The sequence below is a fragment of the Paenibacillus planticolens genome (genome assembly GCF_013141725.1).
Classification (GTDB): Bacteria; Bacillota; Bacilli; order Paenibacillales; family NBRC-103111; genus Paenibacillus_E; species Paenibacillus_E planticolens.
The window spans coordinates 145,227-162,332 of record NZ_WHNZ01000022.1; the positions used below are offsets into that span (position 1 = coordinate 145,227).

Here is a 17,106-nt window from a genome sequence, read left to right on the forward strand (position 1 = left end):
CGTCTATAAAGTGGAGATGTCGATAACGAATCGGTATCGTACGTCACTCCGTAGAATTCGTTCATACGCTTCGTCAACTTGGTCGGCACGGATGACCTCGATTTGAGGCTTAATCCCATGCGCAGCAGCATAATCAAGCATCTCCTGCGTTTCTAGAAGTCCGCCTACTAAGGAACCCGCGATACTACGACGGCTCATGATTAGCGAGAAAACGTTGTATTGACTCGGTTCAGCTGGTGCGCCGACATTAATTAGAGTACCGTCTACGCGAAGCAGTGATAAGTACGCATCGACGTCAATTGGCGCGGATACGGTGTTTAGAATCAGGTCGAAACGGCCAGCTAACATGGTGAATATTTCAGGGTCAAGTGTTGAAAAATAATGATCCGCGCCAAAACCGAGCGCTTCATTTTCCTTACCTTTTGCCCGGCTTAAAACAGTAACTTCAGCTCCCATCGCATGCGCAAACTGTATCGCAACATGGCCAAGACCACCCATCCCTAGGATAGCTACCTTTTTGCCCGGACCAGCTTTCCAGCGTTTTAAAGGAGAATATGTCGTAATGCCGGCACATAATAGCGGACTGGCTGCATCCAACTCCATACGATCCGGAATATGAACAACGAATCTTTCGGTAACTACAATATTTTGGCTGTAACCACCATAGGTTGGATTACCCTCATAGTCCAAGGAGTTGTAGGTGGCTACAAAACCTTTTGAACAATGCTGCTCTTCTCCTTGGAGGCAGTACTCGCACTCTCCGCAAGAGTCCACATAGCAGCCTACGCCAACACGGTCACCTACAGCAAATTTTGTTACCTTCTCCCCTACTGCCTTTACAATCCCGGCAATTTCATGACCAGGCACCATAGGGAAAATGCCCCCGGCCCAATCCCCGTGTGCACTATGAATATCGGAATGGCAAATGCCGCTAAACTTAATATCGATCGACACGTCATCCGGTCGCAATTGTCTTCTTTCAATTGTTGCTTTTTCAAATGGTGCTTTGGCAGCTGAAACACTCAGAACGTGCGTTTTGCACATGGCGTAGTCTCCTTCTCTATAAATCAAAATGTGTTAATTAATCAAAGTGATTTGATTACTCAACTTGTGTCTATTATTATATAATCAAGTATGTAAATTCAATGGTTAAAAAATAGTGATCTGTTGAGATATCAACAGATCGGCTGAAGTTGTTAAGTATTTTAGAAAGTTTGGTGAGTATACCATGGCTAAAGTGGACCGAAGAATTCTTAAAACACAGGAATCTTTGAAAAATGCGGTTATTGAACTGATGACTGAAAAAAATTTCGATGATATCACCATTCAGGATATTGCAGACCGGGCAAACCTAAATCGAGGAACCATTTATCTTCATTATCAAGACAAATTTGATTTATTGGATAAACTGATAGAAACTCACCTTAATGAATTAGGAGAGATGGATGAATGGGCCTGTAAGATGGATTGGAACGAGGCTCTAATACCTTATTTTGAATATTTTGAGAAGAACTATTTATTTTTTTCAACGATGTTAGCCAGTACAGGGGTTCCGTCAGCGTTTAGAACTCGACTTCTTGCTTCTTTTATTGAAGGTTTCAAGAATGAGATTGACAGAGAAAGCGGAAGAAATACGGATTTAATTGACGATGTCATGCTGCAATATGCGGGTACTGCTTATGTAGGTGTAATTGAATGGTGGATCAGAAACGGGATGCCCTATCCGCCTCAAGTAATGGCTAAACAAGTTGGTACCTTGTTAGGAAGAAGCCTGTAGTCGATTTATACTTAAGATAGTTATAATATCCTGTATCGCCAGAATCGTGATTTTTTGATTACGGAAAACTTGCTTTGTCTTCTCTGCCATGTTGGACAGCTGCCCTCGATCGTTGACATCATTGACCGTATCGCAATCCACGATCAATTTATACCTGCTGTCCACCACAGTTTGAACATTGAAACAAACTTCATGCTTCCCGTTGTTTTTCATTGATTTGGCATCGGGATCGGTAACGCAGATCTGGTTTTCACCCGTTTCCTTGAGTTCTTGCTTCATTACCTGCAGCTCGTGCACTGATGTATTCTTAATCCAAAAATAAAAGGTAATTGTAAAAATGATTATTGCGAGTATAAGCAACAACAATCCGCTTAAAATTGGTAAGTATGTAAAAGCTTTTATTGCCTCATCGGAAGTACTCCAACTGGATGCTCCTTTGGGTCTTGAATTATTCAATGCATTTTCCTTGTCGTGTAGTAAACCGTTAAATATTAATATTTGCCCAATAATCGAAAATGCTATGGAAGAAAAGAATGACCAAAACATCTTTTTCTTTTGAATAAAATTGTTTATCAACTTAACCCTCCTCAAAAAATTATTACACCCATTTCACCAATATCAACCATTAATGTACATGCATGTTGTTGCGAGAATTGTTGCATGTCAATAGCTCAGCGGACAGATTATTATCATACATCAGGTAAAAAACCCCTTAAATATCCGAAGAATTTTTTGCTTGTAAATTTGTTCGTTAAGACGATAAAACGCGCCATTTTTAAGCTCGATTTTAGAAGTAAGTCAATATCCTACTCGACTATTTTCGTCATTTGAAAGTAAGAAGGCCATCTCTCAGTAGTGAGAAACTACTGAGAGATAGCCACTTTAACCTTTTGAATTGATACGAAGTGCATAATCCACTTTAGTCGTCAACTTATCCTGAGTGTGATCTAAATGACTAAAAAGATTTCTGATTATTCTTTGAATCTAATCTGCTTTTTTTAAATCATTTGAAAATCGTCAAAATGAAAACCTGGCGCAACTATGCATGAGACTAGAACAGGTTCGTCACCCAAAGGTTGAGCGCATTGCCAAGCCTTAGCAGGTATAAGTACTTGAGGTTGTTGCATATTGGTTACATCTGGCCCTAGTATGATGTCCTGTTCAGCTTTTGGATTTTCACCAGTGCCCCCCAAGGTCAATCGTAAGGGACTGCCTGCATGCCATAACCAGAGTTCTTCTGAAAGCACTGTGTGCCAACGAGAATGCTCTCCAGGATGAAGCAAGAAATAGATGGATGTTGCTGCGTGCCTAGGACCAGAATATGAGGTGCCGAGTGATTCCTGAGGAATCTGTACATTTGCTTTCCATATCTCCTTATACCAGCCACCTTCTGGGTGAGGCTTCAGATCAAGAAGCTGGATATATGGGGATGTCATTTGTGTTTGGGATATCATGACTAGTGACTCCTATCCATTATAGTTTCAACTATTTCAAACAGAATTTGTTGTAATAGATGTATTGCTTCTTAATTTTTCGCCAAATTCTGTTTTTCGTAAGAACGATACAATTTCTTCCCATGCGGTATCGGCACTCTTTGGACAGAAACTCTCACTTTGGGGATCCGCGAATCCGTGTGCTGCATAATACCATTGAGTTTGGACATGCTCACCTTTTTCCTCCAGTGGTTTTTGTAGGTCAGGAGGATGATATGCTTGCTCACTGAGAGCAAACAAAAGTAGAACTGGACACCTCGGCTGAATATGCATATAATTTCGAATCCGAGATCCATATAATCCAACTACCCCATCGACCAATGACTCACCACTGCAGAGCCAAGCGATAGTGGCTCCGACACTAAAGCCTAAAATAACAATTCGCTTGTAACTGGACCGATAAGAACGAACGATATCTATTATCCTTTCCTTAGGACCTTCGAAGCCAATGTTATTGAGAAAATAAGTATGAGGATTGCTTCCTCTATTGTAAGCATAAGGATTAACAAGGGTATATAAATCAGGGCAAAGCACATCTGCACCGGTACTTTGGATTCTTTCGCATGTCTTTTGGAAAAACGGAGTGATCCCATGGATATCGTGAAGTACTATTACTAACATGTCCGAATTCGGCGTAGACATATCCATTGTGTTCACCCTAGTAAACAACCGGCATAGTCGTTATACCGTGAAATGTTGGGTTCTTTGTCCACTGCGGGTTGTCAAGATTATAGACCGGCTTTAGGTTAGGGAAGCTTTTGAATACCTCACGTAGTATCTCCAGAATTTCCGCGCGAGCGAACACCGCAGCGATACAAGCATGGAATCCTCCACCGAATCCGATGTGACGGTTCCCATTACGAATTATGCGAAACTCATCCGGTTCCTCAAACACATCACCATCCCTACCTGCTGAACCAAGGAAAAAGTAAACTGAGTCTCCCTTCTTGATTTTGGCACCTCTGATCTCGATATCCTGCGCTGCATTTCGTGTGATATATTGGATCGGTCCCTCTAGTCTCATGCATTCTTCTAACACCTTGGGCAGCAATGACATATCCTCTTTTAATTGATGGAATATGTGTGGATGCTTAAACAGTAAGTGCAATGTGTTACTTAACATAAATTGTGGTATCTTGTGACCTCCAAAAATCAGATGAATTGTTTGAGCAATAACCTGATCGTCACGAAGCTCACCATTCTCACCTGGGGTTTCTGCGATGATTCGGCTAAGTAGATCATTCTTCTTCTCTTTTCTTCGATCTGCGATTGCTTGGGAAAGGTATTCATACATTTCTTTCATGCTGCCCTTGGTTTGCTCCGAAATTTCTTTATCAGGTGTATGGGAAACAACAAAATTCTGCATAAATAGTGCAATGTCATCCGACCATTTAATGAATCGCTGGACTTCCTCACTTGGAATACCGAGCATACGACATAAAACCATTGCTGGAATTGGATGAGCAATATCTTGAATGAAGTCAAATGAGCCTGACTTACTCTCTAAGACTTCTTTAATAATTTCTTTTACAATTTCAGCGATAACTGGTTTAATAAGCTCAATTTAATTAGTCATAAATGCCCGATTCATGTGATTCCGGAGCTGTGTATGCACAGGACGATCGTTATAGATCATCCAAGTCGAAATGATATCGATAATATCTTTAAAGTGAGCGTCTTCTCCCGCTGGCAAATTCTCCATCTTATCTGGAATGAGTCGACTAGTAATAAATGTTTCGCCAACGAGGTATTTGCTGACATCCTCATATTTCATAATGAACCACGATTTCATCTCTTCGTTCCAGAAGACAGGTCCATTCTCCCTCAATTCCTTGTAATAGCTGTACATATCACGAAGATATTCGTCACTGTACACACTGAATTGCTCGACAGTCTGATTGATTACAATTTGATCACCCATAAGTTAAAACCCTCCTAAATTAATTAGTAATTATATGAACAAAAGACCATTGGGTCTTGTTGTTTCCGCGTGTAATGCCAAACTTCAACATCTGTAAAGCAGCAAAGGATATCGCATACGGCTCTCGCTTTCGCGATATCATCAACAGCCTCTTCCAGCATTGGTAGATAAGCTTTTCCCAATCCAGAAACGTTAACGTGCCCTTCATATAGTCCATGGAACATCCGCTCTATGGCATCACGGATGTCCTCCTCCATCTTAAAATTAATGGGGTCGTCAAGGAAACAAAGCTTAACAATAGCTTTAGTTACAGCAATCTGTAGACGTTGATAACGTGGCAAACCGATTTGCATTGTATGTTGTAATATCTTTACCTTAATAGCATCCAAATAAGAAACGCGAATGTTCTCTAAGGCAATTGTCTCCAATCCCGTATTCATTGATAAAAGACCAGGTAAAACATTGTTCTCCAAATCATGTAGTATGCAAACTATTTCAAGTGTTGAATCAAGCCGTTCATGTGTAGAGAATTGTAAACACTCCATCACTTTCGATGGTGTGACCGCGTGTTTATACCTTCTAAGAAATTCGTTTTTTCCGAAAAAGTGTACAAGGTCTCTTAAATCATAGATAGCGTTCGCAACATCATCAGCTATGTCTACAATTCGGTTTTCCGGCAAGTGATTTCCGTAAAGATGAAAGAGTTCCTGTACAATGTCCGCTGATTCCAGATAATAGCCTTTCATGAATCCATCTTCTCTGCTTCTAACTAATGGAATCGCACTCTTATGCTTCAATACCGTGGCAAGCGTATGTTTAGAGACAATGAGTACTTTCTGAGTTAACAATCGGATGGTCTGTGCATTGGATTCGAAACCGCTCGCTGATCGCATCAACCCATCTAAAATACGCTCACCTGCATGGCCAAAGGGTGGGTGTCCAATATCGTGTGCATAACTCGCTGCATGAATCAAATCTAACTCTAATGGACTCAAGTCTGCACATGTTGATCTCTCATTTACTTTTCGTGCTATTCCATCTGCAATATTGCTTACCTCCAAAGAGTGTAAGAGCCGATTTCGAAGAAGATGGTTGTAAGGGTATGGGATCAGTTGCGTCTTATGTTGGAGCAACCGAAAGTGAGGTGAAGATAGAATCCGAACATGATCTAATTGGAATCCGGACATCTGATCAATTGTTTCTTCACTTTGCCTTGTATAGATTGCCGGCGTGTATCTGGCTCTTTCTTCAAGCATGAATTAGACCTACCTTAACATTTACTCTGAAATGTTATTTATTTTCATTAAGCTGTCCTGACTCTAAAGCTCTCCTTTTGGATAAACGTAATACCCAGACCATGTAAAGCATGTACTTGATATTGCTAGGCTCGTAGACAAAAAGGTGCGCTGGTTAACTGAGTCCGGAGGAGAGGCCCAAAAATAATGACCCAATAAGTAGTGTAAGTTGGGCCAATTCGATCGGACATTTTGCCTCCCCAAGAAAAAGTCATCATACTAACTATGCCAAGTGATAGTGAGACCCACCCCGCATATCGAGCATCTAGACCTAAGTGGTCTCTCACCAAAATAGGAATCAGAGTATGACTGGCAAAGAGTATAAAGAACTGTAATCCACCTACCAAGGATATCCAAATCAATTTCTTGCTTCTTGTTATACCCTTCTGAACTTGGGGACGCACTTTTGATGTACTCAGTGTCGCTTTACGGATCAGCCAGGGAAGCAACAATAGAACACCAAGGAGAATATGTGCCAGAAATACAGCTCGCCAACCTGCATAGTATGTGAGATAACTTCCAAGTATAGGACCTGTTAGAGGACCGATCCAGGAGATAGTTTGAGATGTTGCAATCTTTCGTCCGATAATGTCTTTTGGGAATAGTTCTGATAATAAAGTTGTCGTCACTATTGTGATCGGGGCTATCAACTCTCCATTTAGTCATCTTTACAAAAAAATATCACGATTATATTTTTTTGATTGGTAGTTAGCGAGAATCCTTTAGATATGAATCTACCAAAATATAGTTAAAATGAGCTGTGTTAATGAATGATGGACAGAGCGGTTATCAGATACTTTAATGATTTATTATTGAACAAACAAGTTATATCTATTTATAACTAAATAATAAGTTCAACTAACTTAATTGTCAAATAAAGTATTTTATTTATATATAATTCTATTTATTCATAATATTCTCTTTGCTAACTTCTTACTCATTGCTAGAGTGCTCTATCACTTCAATGGGGTTCCGCGCTTAACAAATGAGTCCCCAGTTAATAGGCAAAAAAGACGTGTTCTCCCTTACTTAGGGAATGCACGTCTTTATTTGCTTAGTGGTTTTATCAGAACTTTGATTCTGTAACTATTTCAGAAATCTCCTAATTCTTTAATGAAACCAATGTCTCTTTATCTCGGACGCTCCACCCTTTTTAAAAAATGAATGTGCTGATTCTTATTTACTATTGTCATTTTCAGTGACTGCAGTTTTAATTTTCATGGGAGTTCAATGGTTGTTCCAAAAGTAATAACCGATCCAAGCCAATTGCACTGATAAGTAATCGCTCTTTTTTATTACCTATTATCTTTTGCGTCCAGTCAACAAACCCACCATCACCAATGAAATGGACAACACCATTAATGACTGTCTTAATTGTAAACTGAAAACCCTTGTAATATTGGTTTTCTTTAAATGGCTCACCAATACTTAGTAAGTTGACTCGATCCACCAATCATATTACTTCATAATTAACTGCATTGAAAAATAGTTTTTACCTTCTTAGAGTCACATTTTTTACAAATAAAAAAGTATATTTTCCCCATATCGCCAAAAGAAAGACCAAGAGGTGCTTGAATGATAACCCGTTCTTCGTAAGGGATACTCCAAAAATCAACGATTTCATTAGGACACCATCGTTCATATGAACCACCATCAAACTCTGTTTCTGAAAAGGTGAGAAGATACTCCATTTATTTTTACAATTACATATCGGTGTTTCTTCAGACTGAATCCAATTTACATACTAAAGCGACCGAATTCAATTTGTCGCAATTGATTGCCCAATCCTCTCATATCCACTTACGGGAAAAATGAATATGCATTATAATGCAACTATTAAGACAAATGTGTCAGGAGGATCTTATGACTGAACCAATCAATAATCTTCAGGATGAGCTTGCCAAACTAATAGATCGTTATTCAGGTCAGGAGGGTGTTAACGAGACTGCGATTCCATCTTTATTTTTTATTCGTCGCTCTAATGTTACCGGTCCAAAGCACAGTGTCTACAAACCTTCCTTATGCATTATTGTTCAAGGTGCGAAGGAGGTATGGCTGGCACAGGAGCGCTTTAGATACAGTCCGGCCGATTACCTTGTTGCATCGGTTGACCTGCCGGTTACCGGGCAAGTTATAGAAGCTTCTTCTGATGTTCCGTATTTGGCTCTAAATCTTGTATTTACACCAAGTCAAATCTTAGAAGTTTTACGTGATTCTGAAATTCGAAGTGGCAAGAAAGAGAATGCGAAGCGAGCCATGTTTGTCAGTCCGATAGAGTTATCTATGTTGGATGCAGTCATCAGATTAGCTCGTTTGTTAGACAGCCCGAAGGATATTCCGGTACTCGCTCCTCTATTTACAAAAGAAATTCTATATTGGGTTCTACAAGGGCAGCACGGGGGTACTCTGGAGCAAATTGCAGTAGATGGAAGCTCTGCCTATCGTATCAGAGAAGTGATCGAACAAATCAAGAATAATTATGAAACTTCTTTTCGAATTGAGGAGCTTGCGGAAATAGCGAGGATGAGTGTTGCTTCACTTCATAGGCACTTTAAAGAGGTAACCGCTATGAGCCCTATTCAGTTCCAAAAACAACTGAGACTGCAGGAAGCGCGGCGCCTGTTATTGTCCGAGTCAACAGATGCTGCTGATGTGGCATTCCATGTAGGCTATGAAAGTCCATCGCAATTCAGTCGAGAATATTCCCGTATGTTTGGTTTTCCACCAAGAGAAGATATAAAGCGCCTAAGGGAAAATTTGACCAAATGATTAGCCAGTCGACGGATACATTCCGACGACTGGCCAATTAATTTGTAAGCGTATTGATTATGTTACATTCGAAGATAGCTAGCTCCTACGTTAAGTCTGCTGTTCTAATTCAATATTTTCCTAGCAATCACAACAAGATCCTCAATGTCAATCCTGCCGTCGTTGTTTAGATCATATTTTTTGTAATTAGACCAGTCCGGATCGTCGGAGGTCTTGCCGTAAGCCGCAGCAATAATTGCCAAATCGCCAATAGAAACTCGACCGTCTCCATTCATGTCGCCAGGCTCACTTTGAATAACCGAATCGATAAACGTTTGCAAAGCTGCATGGAGTGTGCTAACTGCTTGCTCGATTTGTTGCTGAGTGGCCGCTGTGTTATCTAATACGCCTTGGGCTTGATGAATCGCTGCTTGCAGTAAGGCTTTGGAGCCTGCTGGATACTGCCCCGCTATACCGCCTTCCACAGCGTTGTTATGAACCCCTTGTGCTTCAGTAATCAGATTGCTCAGTACCGATTTGTCAATCACACTGATTTGAACCTCATGCGAAGATCCGCTGCGTGTCGACTCATCTCCTGATTTGTTCGCTGTAATCAGTCTACTGATTGCAATGGTAGTAATTCCAGCTGAGGCCGAGTCTTTCACTCGGAAGCTGAGCTTCAATAGATCGCCCATCTGTTGCGGATCAGCAACATTCAAATGGACAAGGAGAATACGTATGGATCCAGCTGTCTTATTGTAGCCTGCAACAATGACTCTTTGATCATCCATAGAGACAGGTGGTGCAATCAATTCCAATTGATTAGGATCATAGGAAATGCTAATGTCCTGTGCTTGTACTTCATCTTGCACGTTGTTCAGACGATAGGTCAGATCGAATTGCTGCCCGGTGGATCCTGTATGCGTTCCGCTCAAGCCAGCCCCGCCCGAGACCAAATGGACCGCAATCGTTTGATCTTTCGTCGCTTCGAAGCTTCCGGTTTGTGGCGTATAACCTGGCTTGCTAACATTGTAGATATATGCTCCGCCAGCTGGGAGCTTGTATGTTGTTCCATCCGTGCTCGGGCTGTATAAGTATCCTTCTGCATCATTTATCGTAACCAAAGCATCCGCAGGAGTAATATCGAAATACACATCACGATAAACTGTGGATATCTCATTTGCCACCAGCGCACCTAATGTTGCATAGGAAAGGTTAAAGTTGCCTTGCGGCCAGAACAAGTAGACATCTTTTGTACCTTTCACTTCTTGTACCTTGGAGGTGCTCACTTCCGAGAGATTCATCCATCCGCCTGTAGACGCACTCATATTTAAAGAAGCGACGGTTGTGGCTGATGCAACGGTACCAACACCAGGATCAGCGACCCGGATTTGCATCTCTCTTGTTCCATCGGTAGGAGAAGCATAACCAATGGCAACGTTCTGCAGTCCATCCTTCAGATTGACATTACTGAATTTCAGCCAGCCGTTCGAGCTTACAAATTCCACCCAATCGTTGGAGAATGTCATTTTCCCATTGCTGTTAGTACCACCCGATTCGCCATTTCGATCGATCCCTCTAAGCTTGAGATTTTGGATGCTACCCTTCACAATCCGCACCTGAAGTTGTTTGGACTTACTCGGATCCTGGATCGAAGCAGCAATGACTGTAATATCCTGTGTTTCAGCACCCTCTTTGATCGAAAGAATGCCGTCATTGCTAAGCTTAACTCCCGAATAGCTGCCTCCCAAGTTCCATTTCACTTGTTTACTGCCGGTTTGAATAGTGCCATCGGAATAGAGTACGGATGCTGTGTAGGCAACATCCCTTCTGCCCGCTGCAGGCAAGGAAACAAGTGTATTGCCTAATACATTGATACCTGTAATCTTGCCGGATGCCGGCCCCGTAAAGAATTGCAATGATTTCAGGTTGCTTGGACGAGTAAATGAAATATATAGGTCATGTGTGCCGCTTACTTTTGCAGACAAGTCCGCAGACAAAGCTTTGTAAACGTTCAAGTTACCCGTATTTTCAACAAGAATACTGGCAACTACGTCTCCGTCCGGTTTATCCAGTCGCAGCTCGACTTTGCCCAACTCCTCAGGAGTTGTCTTGGTGGAGGCAACCTGGATAACAACTCTATCTGCGCCGCCTTCTCCGAATTGAACGTTTTTAAACATTGCATAATCGCCAACGTTAGCATCTTGTAGAACAACAGAGCTCTTGGTGATATTTCCGTAGAGCAAATCCGCGTCAACCGCATTCATGACTTCATAAGGATTATGCGAAATTGCTGAATCTTGAATGTCGGAGAAATTGTACACAGCCCCTTTTTGGGCCTGAAGGACAATGGTATTGCTGTCCAAGATCGTAAAATCAACAGACTGACTGCCATTTTTCACAGTCGCCGTGCTTAAATTAGGCCCTTTAACTGTAATCAAACTCGTACTTCCGGTCTTTAAGACCGCGGATTTAAGATTAGACTTCTCCCAAGCCATATCGACCTCTACATTGCCTCTTGCCTTCAGTCCGGATACGCTGCCCGTGTTCCATTTTGAAGGAAGCGCAGGTAACAATTCTATGCCTCCGCCCTGGCTTTGCAGCAGCATCTCAGTCATACCTGCTGTTGCTCCGAAGTTGCCGTCAATCTGGAATGGCGGATGTGTATCGAACAAATTACTTAGCGTTGATTCGTAAAGAAGCTCCTTGAGCAGCTTTTGCGCACGATCACCGTCTCGCAAACGAGCCCAGAAATTCAGCTTCCACGCTTTGCTCCATCCTGTAGCACCGTCGCCACGGGTATTGAGCGTTACTTTCATTGCCTCCACATACTTATCTTCCTGTTCGCTGCGTCCCGCAACAATTTGATTACCCGGATGAAGCCCGAACAGCTGGTTCGTATGACGGTGACCGTTGTCTCCAGTGATATCCATCGCGACTTCGTCTTTCCATTCCATAAACTGTCCGCCCAGCCCAATCTTCGGACCTGCAAGGCGAGACTGTGCTTGTTTGATTCCATTTAGCTCCGAACTGCTGATGTTCAAGACATTGCTTGCCTTGATCACATCGTCAAAAATCCCCCATACCACGCTTTGGACTTCAGTAGCGCCTAACGAATATGCGCCATGCTCAGGCGAATAGGACGGATTCGCAACCAATGTGCCGTCGCGCGTGTCCTCCCATAGCGTATCTACCCAAAATAAAGCGGCGCCTAGCAGAATATCATAATTGTCCCTTAAAAAATCTTCATCCAAAGTAAATTGATAATGCTCCCAAATATGCATGGCTAACCATGCTCCGTCTTCCGGCGAGAAAAATGCACTGCTTGTTGCCGGAGCGGTATTTCCCCATATATTGTTCTCATGGTGCGTAGTCCAGCCTCTGACCGGACCGCCCGCCGGTGTGACATAACCGTGCTGTGCGCTTATGGTTCCTCTAGGAACCAAACTTTTAATATATTCAATCAGAGGCATATGGCTTTCTGAAAGATTGGTTTGCTCGGCGAGCCAGTAATTCATCTGCAGATTAATATTGGCATGATAGTCCGAGCTCCAAGGAGGATTCGTGCCGCTCGCCCAAATGCCTTGCAAATTCGCTGGCAAAGATCCTTCTCTTGACGATGAGATTAACAGGTATCTCCCAAACTGATAATATAGCTGTTCCAGATATCGGTCCTCATCCGAAGTGTTAGACCTGGCGTATCCAGCCAGCAATTGATCTGTCGGCTTGTTGGGCAATGGTACATTCATTAGGTTTAGCTTTACGCGATCGAACAGATGCTGATAATCGCTGACATGTCTATCAAGCAGTTGATCGAAGCCTTTCTCTGCTGCTGCCGCCAGTCTGGCGCTAACTGCGGAAAGAGGATCCTTACCGGTAAAATACTTAAACTGGTCATCCATGGACTGCTGATAATTGGTTCCTGCCGCCATCAGAATCAGGATCGAATCTGCGTTTTCCACTTGTACTCCGTTGTTCGTGGCAACTGCTTTTCCACCGGTAGGGATAACTTTGATTTGCTGTGCAAAGTGTAAGGTATTGTCAAAATTCGTGGCTGCGCCTGCCTTATCATGGTCACTCGGCCAGCCCGTCATGGTTATCGTATCTCCTATAGATGAAATGCTCTTCTTGGTTTGGGCTGATGTCACGCTCACAAACTGGCTCAGCTTCCCGGAGCCGGTAGAAGACAAGCGAATGGCCATCACATTGTCGGGATAATTAACAAAATACTCCTTCTTCATAAGTACATCGCCTTGTTGATAAGATACACGAGCCATGCCATTATTCAAATCGAGTTCCCGCTTGTAGTTCGTAACCGCTTGGTCGGGGGGAACGGAACTATCGTCAATCACCGTGAACTCTGACATTTGAAGTGCCTGATTGCTTCCGTACAATGCCGAAACTTTAAGCTTAAAATATTTATATGAACCTGGTTTGTCTAGCTCAAACGTCTTCGTTTGATTTCGTCCTGCATTAACAAAGTTGGTAACCGAAGCGATAGTCTCATAGTTGACGCCGTCATTGGAAGCGGACAGTGTCCAGTCTTTCGGATCTCTGCCTTGCGTATCATTTCCTGTCGTCAAGGAATAGGATTTGGTTGTAAAGGCTTTGGAATAATCCCATTCAATCACATATTCGGAGGCTCCGGCATAACCATCAGCAAAGTATTTGGTGCTCGTATTTCCGTCGAACAGCTTTTCAATGGTCTCACTCGAGTTTTTGGTGTTATTTTGCCCGGTATAAATCCTCGTTATGGATGGCTTAGCCGTCTTAAGATCCTGTAACCAGATGGAGCCTAGCTCCTGATAGGATCCAAAATTTTTCTTCGTGCCGATGAGTCCGCCTGTTTCAGTTGACTCGACTCCGTTAATGAGACTCGTAAGCGAGCTAGGATTGCTGTAATTGCGGGCAATGACATTGCCATTGGCATCCTTGTAGGCCGGAGTTCCTTTTGAAAATTCCGTCATCAAATCTTGGAGTTGTTTCCTAGCCTTCTGCAAATTATCATGCTTGTACTCCGCAGTATCTTTATGACCGCCGTTATACGCGGCGTTGGCACCGGGACCGCCAGACCAAAGTGACTTTTCATTAATGAGAATTTGATCCTTCTCAACGCCGCCAAATACCATGGCTCCCATAAACCCATTCCCCAATGGAAGCGCTTCCGATTCCCAGCTGGTTGCAGGCTTGGTATACCATGACTTGAGCGGAACTGTGCTCGAAGGATTACCCGAGGTTTCCCCATGAGCGGTATCCGATGCGCTAATGAGGCCTGATACAGCCATCATGGCTGCTAGGGTAGAACAAACGAACTTCTTCAGCATTCGACCTATTCCTCCTTACATTCTCCAAATTCACTTTCCAGATAAAGCAAATAAATGAACAACCTACAGAAACATGCTAGAACATAACAACCTCCAATTCCATTTATCTTAATATCCTTCAATTTATTCACTTCAAATCTATTATATCTTTGACCGTATTCCAAAAGAGTGGAAAATCTTCCTGAAAAAAGTGTATTATTTAACTGACTAATTTCCTCGGAATTTATTACGCATCAGACCGTAGATTCAAAATGAAAAGAATGAGTGCTAAATGGATAACAAGAAAAATGATGCCGTCTCGGAATTCTGGTAAAGATAAAAAGCGCCACCGGATTTCTCCGATGACGCTTTTTGCTGTTTGGTAAACCCCTTGATTATTCCTTGCCCTTCTCGGTCATAGTTTTTTCATAACTGATATAGTGGCCGTAAAGTTCCTCTAACGCAATTCCAACATATTTGTGAGACTTTTGGCCTTTCAAATCAGATTTAGCACCATCACGCAAAGATCTTGCTCTCATGGAAGAAGCGACAACTAGCGAATACTTGCTATCTACGATATCAAGTAGTTTATCAATTGAAGGATATAACATTCAATTTACCTCAGTTCCATTGTTGCGATTTTTGGTATTCGACGTTTTAATGTGTACACTTCGGCCACTAAGCCAGAGATCTTCCAGTATATGCAAGAGCTTAGTGACAAAATGCAAGTACCAACACTTTTTGGGCATAGCTTTATTTTATTATGCCCTCTTTATCGGCTAATTATCCACTGTAAGTATTGAAAGTAACGAATGACGAATGTGACGATGTGCGCCATTAGTATGGTTCTAGCGGTTATTTTTGTTGTTAGTGATCCAGCGGCGGCAAAATGAAAAACCTCAAGTTAGGATTAGTAGCCTGTTATGGTTAGATGTAAGCATAAAAAAAGCTACGAGTAAGTGAAGTTCTCGAAGCATTAATGTAATTATTGAATACCAACAATCTCAGAATTCCAGTAATCGCGTAAGGATATCAGCAAATTGGGTCTATATCTAATATAAATGCAGTCATCCGAAAATGTTTGAATTGTTCTTCCTGTTACTCCTTGTCTAGATGCAAAACAAAGAAAATTTGCAGGTGTAGCAATTGGATATGGGGAATAGTAAACTACTCCGATTTCACGAATATCGTCCCATTCCATATATTTCCTACCCTTAAAAGATATATATGATACACCAGATTTATTAATAATAAGTTTCCGATCAAAAGCCATGAAATAAATAGTAATTAGGAAAATAACCGTCCAGGTAATACCAATTAGCAGATCAGTAGTTATCCCAAAATCCCCCAGTAATATGATTATTAATGGGAAAGCCGACATGAGCAGCATAAATAGTAGTACCAAGGATATTGTACTTGGTTTAATAAAGTAATATCTAATTATCCTCACTCCAATACAGGTCGTCTCCTGTCTTCAATTTTTTTTGCTTCCTAATAGTATCACTTGTCTAGAAAGTATTTTCCTACCTTCTTGCTTAAGAAATCTATACTTCACTTTATAATCAGGTGGAAATCCTCGATTTACTTCATTTGATATCCACATGCGAGTATCCCCAAAAATGTATTTATGAAGTATTCTCTACAATTGAAATATTTCCTTTATTTGTAACTATCCTGCACGTTAGTTTAATCGCTGCACATTAGTACTTTCCTTAATAAACAGAATAATTTCATTAATAATATGATAACCCATCGATGATCCTTTTCTTTCAAAGCCCATTTCTAAGGACTAACAGGAATGTTGAATGTAAACAATTGCTCACTGTCGGGGTCTATTGGTTAGGATATAAATTGAACCATCCATTTTTAACTTGACGTTATTCCCGAAAACTAATATGATTAGTTTATCCAAAAACTAACTATATTAGTTTTATGTCTCGTTATATGTTTGTTGTCACCTAAATCCAGTTCATTTAATGAGAGGAGAGATCTCGTGTTTGCCGGACATTTTGGCATAGCCGCAGCCATGAAGGCCAGAGCTCCCGAGGTTCCGCTGTGGGCCCTGATCGTCGGTACGCAATTATATGATGTGCTCTTTCTGCCCTTATCTGCGTTGAGCCTCGAGTCGTTGGAAGGCGAAGGCTACGGAGGGGCATTCATCACAGCCTTCTATTCACACTCCCTCGTCAGCGCCATAGTAATTGCGCTTTTGGCCGCTTTGCTGGCCGGAATACGATGGGGTACTAGGACGGGTGTGATTCTTGGTCTGGTCACTTTTAGCCACTGGCTGTTGGATTGGATTGTCCATCGTCAGGACCTGCCTGTTCTTCCTGGCAATCTGGGCAATCTTCCGCTAATGGGGCTAGGGTTGTGGACGATACCAGCGGCCAGCTTGGCGCTTGAAATCGCAATTCTCGCCACAGGCATATGGTTGTATTTTCTGGTATGCCTGGAAGAAAACCGGCCCCGGTAATCGCGTGATAGGCATAGCCAAAGGCGCGGCGATGGCACTTTTCCTTGAAGCCACTTTGGTAATTGATGTGATGTGAAAGCACTTTATGCTACCTTT

15 protein-coding genes are annotated in these 17,106 nt (G+C 42.0%); 3 read left to right on the forward strand and 12 right to left on the reverse strand.

All coding sequences use genetic code 11. The features are described 5' to 3' along the window. Nucleotides 1-3 precede the first annotated feature (3 nt). Nucleotides 4-1,044 carry an NAD(P)-dependent alcohol dehydrogenase gene (locus GC097_RS11715; protein WP_171683484.1) on the reverse strand — a complete coding sequence of 347 codons (1,041 nt, stop codon included), beginning with the start codon at nucleotides 1,042-1,044 and terminating at the stop codon, nucleotides 4-6. A gap of 184 nt (nucleotides 1,045-1,228) precedes the next feature. Here GC097_RS11715 and GC097_RS11720 point away from each other — a divergent pair, with 184 nt between their 5' ends. Beyond that, the gene (locus GC097_RS11720; RefSeq protein ID WP_171683485.1) at nucleotides 1,229-1,777 is read left to right on the forward strand and encodes a TetR/AcrR family transcriptional regulator; all 549 of its coding nucleotides are present in this window, start codon (nucleotides 1,229-1,231) and stop codon (nucleotides 1,775-1,777) included. Here the strand turns inward: GC097_RS11720 and GC097_RS11725 are convergent. From GC097_RS11725 to GC097_RS11760, 9 genes are all read right to left on the reverse strand, one after another. After that, on the reverse strand, nucleotides 1,760-2,353 hold the full coding sequence (locus tag GC097_RS11725; protein WP_171683486.1) for a hypothetical protein: 594 nt from the start codon (nucleotides 2,351-2,353) through the stop codon (nucleotides 1,760-1,762). The two genes, GC097_RS11720 and GC097_RS11725, sit on opposite strands and share 18 nt — an antisense overlap. Nucleotides 2,354-2,775: 422 nt before the next feature. Beyond that, nucleotides 2,776-3,231, reverse strand: a complete 456-nt coding sequence (locus tag GC097_RS11730; RefSeq protein WP_171683487.1) for a cupin domain-containing protein — start codon at nucleotides 3,229-3,231, stop codon at nucleotides 2,776-2,778. 36 nt (nucleotides 3,232-3,267) lie between these two features. Further along, on the reverse strand, nucleotides 3,268-3,918 hold the full coding sequence (locus tag GC097_RS11735; protein ID WP_171683488.1) for a dienelactone hydrolase family protein: 651 nt from the start codon (nucleotides 3,916-3,918) through the stop codon (nucleotides 3,268-3,270). Between the two features lie 10 nt (nucleotides 3,919-3,928). Next, nucleotides 3,929-4,834, reverse strand: coding sequence for a cytochrome P450 (locus GC097_RS11740; RefSeq protein WP_312875662.1), 906 nt, complete (start codon nucleotides 4,832-4,834; stop codon nucleotides 3,929-3,931). Further along, on the reverse strand, nucleotides 4,835-5,191 hold the full coding sequence (locus tag GC097_RS34205) for a cytochrome P450 family protein (RefSeq protein ID WP_246294150.1): 357 nt from the start codon (nucleotides 5,189-5,191) through the stop codon (nucleotides 4,835-4,837). It abuts the gene before it with no gap. A gap of 23 nt (nucleotides 5,192-5,214) precedes the next feature. Further along, a complete protein-coding gene (gene dgt / locus GC097_RS11745) occupies nucleotides 5,215-6,447 on the reverse strand; it encodes a dGTP triphosphohydrolase (protein WP_171683489.1) in 1,233 nt (410 codons plus the stop codon). A 125-nt stretch (nucleotides 6,448-6,572) separates the two neighbouring features. Then, nucleotides 6,573-7,136, reverse strand: coding sequence for an MFS transporter (locus tag GC097_RS35235; RefSeq protein ID WP_376768382.1), 564 nt, complete (start codon nucleotides 7,134-7,136; stop codon nucleotides 6,573-6,575). Nucleotides 7,137-7,696: 560 nt separating this feature from the next. After that, a complete protein-coding gene (locus GC097_RS11755; RefSeq protein WP_171683409.1) occupies nucleotides 7,697-7,936 on the reverse strand; it encodes a hypothetical protein in 240 nt (79 codons plus the stop codon). Nucleotides 7,937-7,955: 19 nt separating this feature from the next. Continuing rightward, the gene (locus GC097_RS11760) at nucleotides 7,956-8,177 is read right to left on the reverse strand and encodes a hypothetical protein (RefSeq protein ID WP_171683491.1); all 222 of its coding nucleotides are present in this window, start codon (nucleotides 8,175-8,177) and stop codon (nucleotides 7,956-7,958) included. 172 nt (nucleotides 8,178-8,349) lie between these two features. Between GC097_RS11760 and GC097_RS11765 the strand changes: the two genes are divergently transcribed. Then, complete coding sequence (locus tag GC097_RS11765) at nucleotides 8,350-9,255, forward strand: AraC family transcriptional regulator (protein WP_171683492.1); 906 nt, start codon at nucleotides 8,350-8,352, stop codon at nucleotides 9,253-9,255. Between the two features lie 104 nt (nucleotides 9,256-9,359). Here GC097_RS11765 and GC097_RS33895 read toward each other — a convergent pair whose 3' ends face one another. Together GC097_RS33895 and rpoZ are read right to left on the reverse strand one after the other, a co-directional pair. Next, entirely contained in the window at nucleotides 9,360-14,558 is a 5,199-nt protein-coding gene (locus GC097_RS33895; protein WP_216625740.1) for a glycosyl hydrolase family 95 catalytic domain-containing protein, read from the reverse strand. Nucleotides 14,559-14,932: 374 nt separating this feature from the next. Further along, nucleotides 14,933-15,148, reverse strand: a complete 216-nt coding sequence (gene rpoZ / locus GC097_RS11790; RefSeq protein WP_171683493.1) for a DNA-directed RNA polymerase subunit omega — start codon at nucleotides 15,146-15,148, stop codon at nucleotides 14,933-14,935. Nucleotides 15,149-16,488: 1,340 nt separating this feature from the next. Between rpoZ and GC097_RS11795 the strand changes: the two genes are divergently transcribed. Further along, nucleotides 16,489-17,010 carry a permease gene (locus tag GC097_RS11795; RefSeq protein ID WP_246294153.1) on the forward strand — a complete coding sequence of 174 codons (522 nt, stop codon included), beginning with the start codon at nucleotides 16,489-16,491 and terminating at the stop codon, nucleotides 17,008-17,010. Nucleotides 17,011-17,106 lie beyond the last annotated feature (96 nt).

Excerpts from the sequence above, each read along its gene's own strand:
- GC097_RS11715 (WP_171683484.1), bottom strand. The coding sequence starts at position 1,044 with ATGTGCAAAACGCACGTTCTGAGTGTTTCAGCTGCCAAAGCACCATTT.
- GC097_RS11720 (WP_171683485.1), top strand. The coding sequence starts at position 1,229 with ATGGCTAAAGTGGACCGAAGAATTCTTAAAACACAGGAATCTTTGAAA.
- GC097_RS11730 (WP_171683487.1), bottom strand. The coding sequence starts at position 3,231 with ATGATATCCCAAACACAAATGACATCCCCATATATCCAGCTTCTTGAT.
- GC097_RS11735 (WP_171683488.1), bottom strand. The coding sequence starts at position 3,918 with ATGGATATGTCTACGCCGAATTCGGACATGTTAGTAATAGTACTTCAC.
- GC097_RS34205 (WP_246294150.1), bottom strand. The coding sequence starts at position 5,191 with ATGGGTGATCAAATTGTAATCAATCAGACTGTCGAGCAATTCAGTGTG.
- dgt (WP_171683489.1), bottom strand. The coding sequence starts at position 6,447 with ATGCTTGAAGAAAGAGCCAGATACACGCCGGCAATCTATACAAGGCAA.
- GC097_RS11760 (WP_171683491.1), bottom strand. The coding sequence starts at position 8,177 with ATGGAGTATCTTCTCACCTTTTCAGAAACAGAGTTTGATGGTGGTTCA.
- GC097_RS11765 (WP_171683492.1), top strand. The coding sequence starts at position 8,350 with ATGACTGAACCAATCAATAATCTTCAGGATGAGCTTGCCAAACTAATA.
- GC097_RS33895 (WP_216625740.1), bottom strand. The coding sequence starts at position 14,558 with ATGCTGAAGAAGTTCGTTTGTTCTACCCTAGCAGCCATGATGGCTGTA.
- rpoZ (WP_171683493.1), bottom strand. The coding sequence starts at position 15,148 with ATGTTATATCCTTCAATTGATAAACTACTTGATATCGTAGATAGCAAG.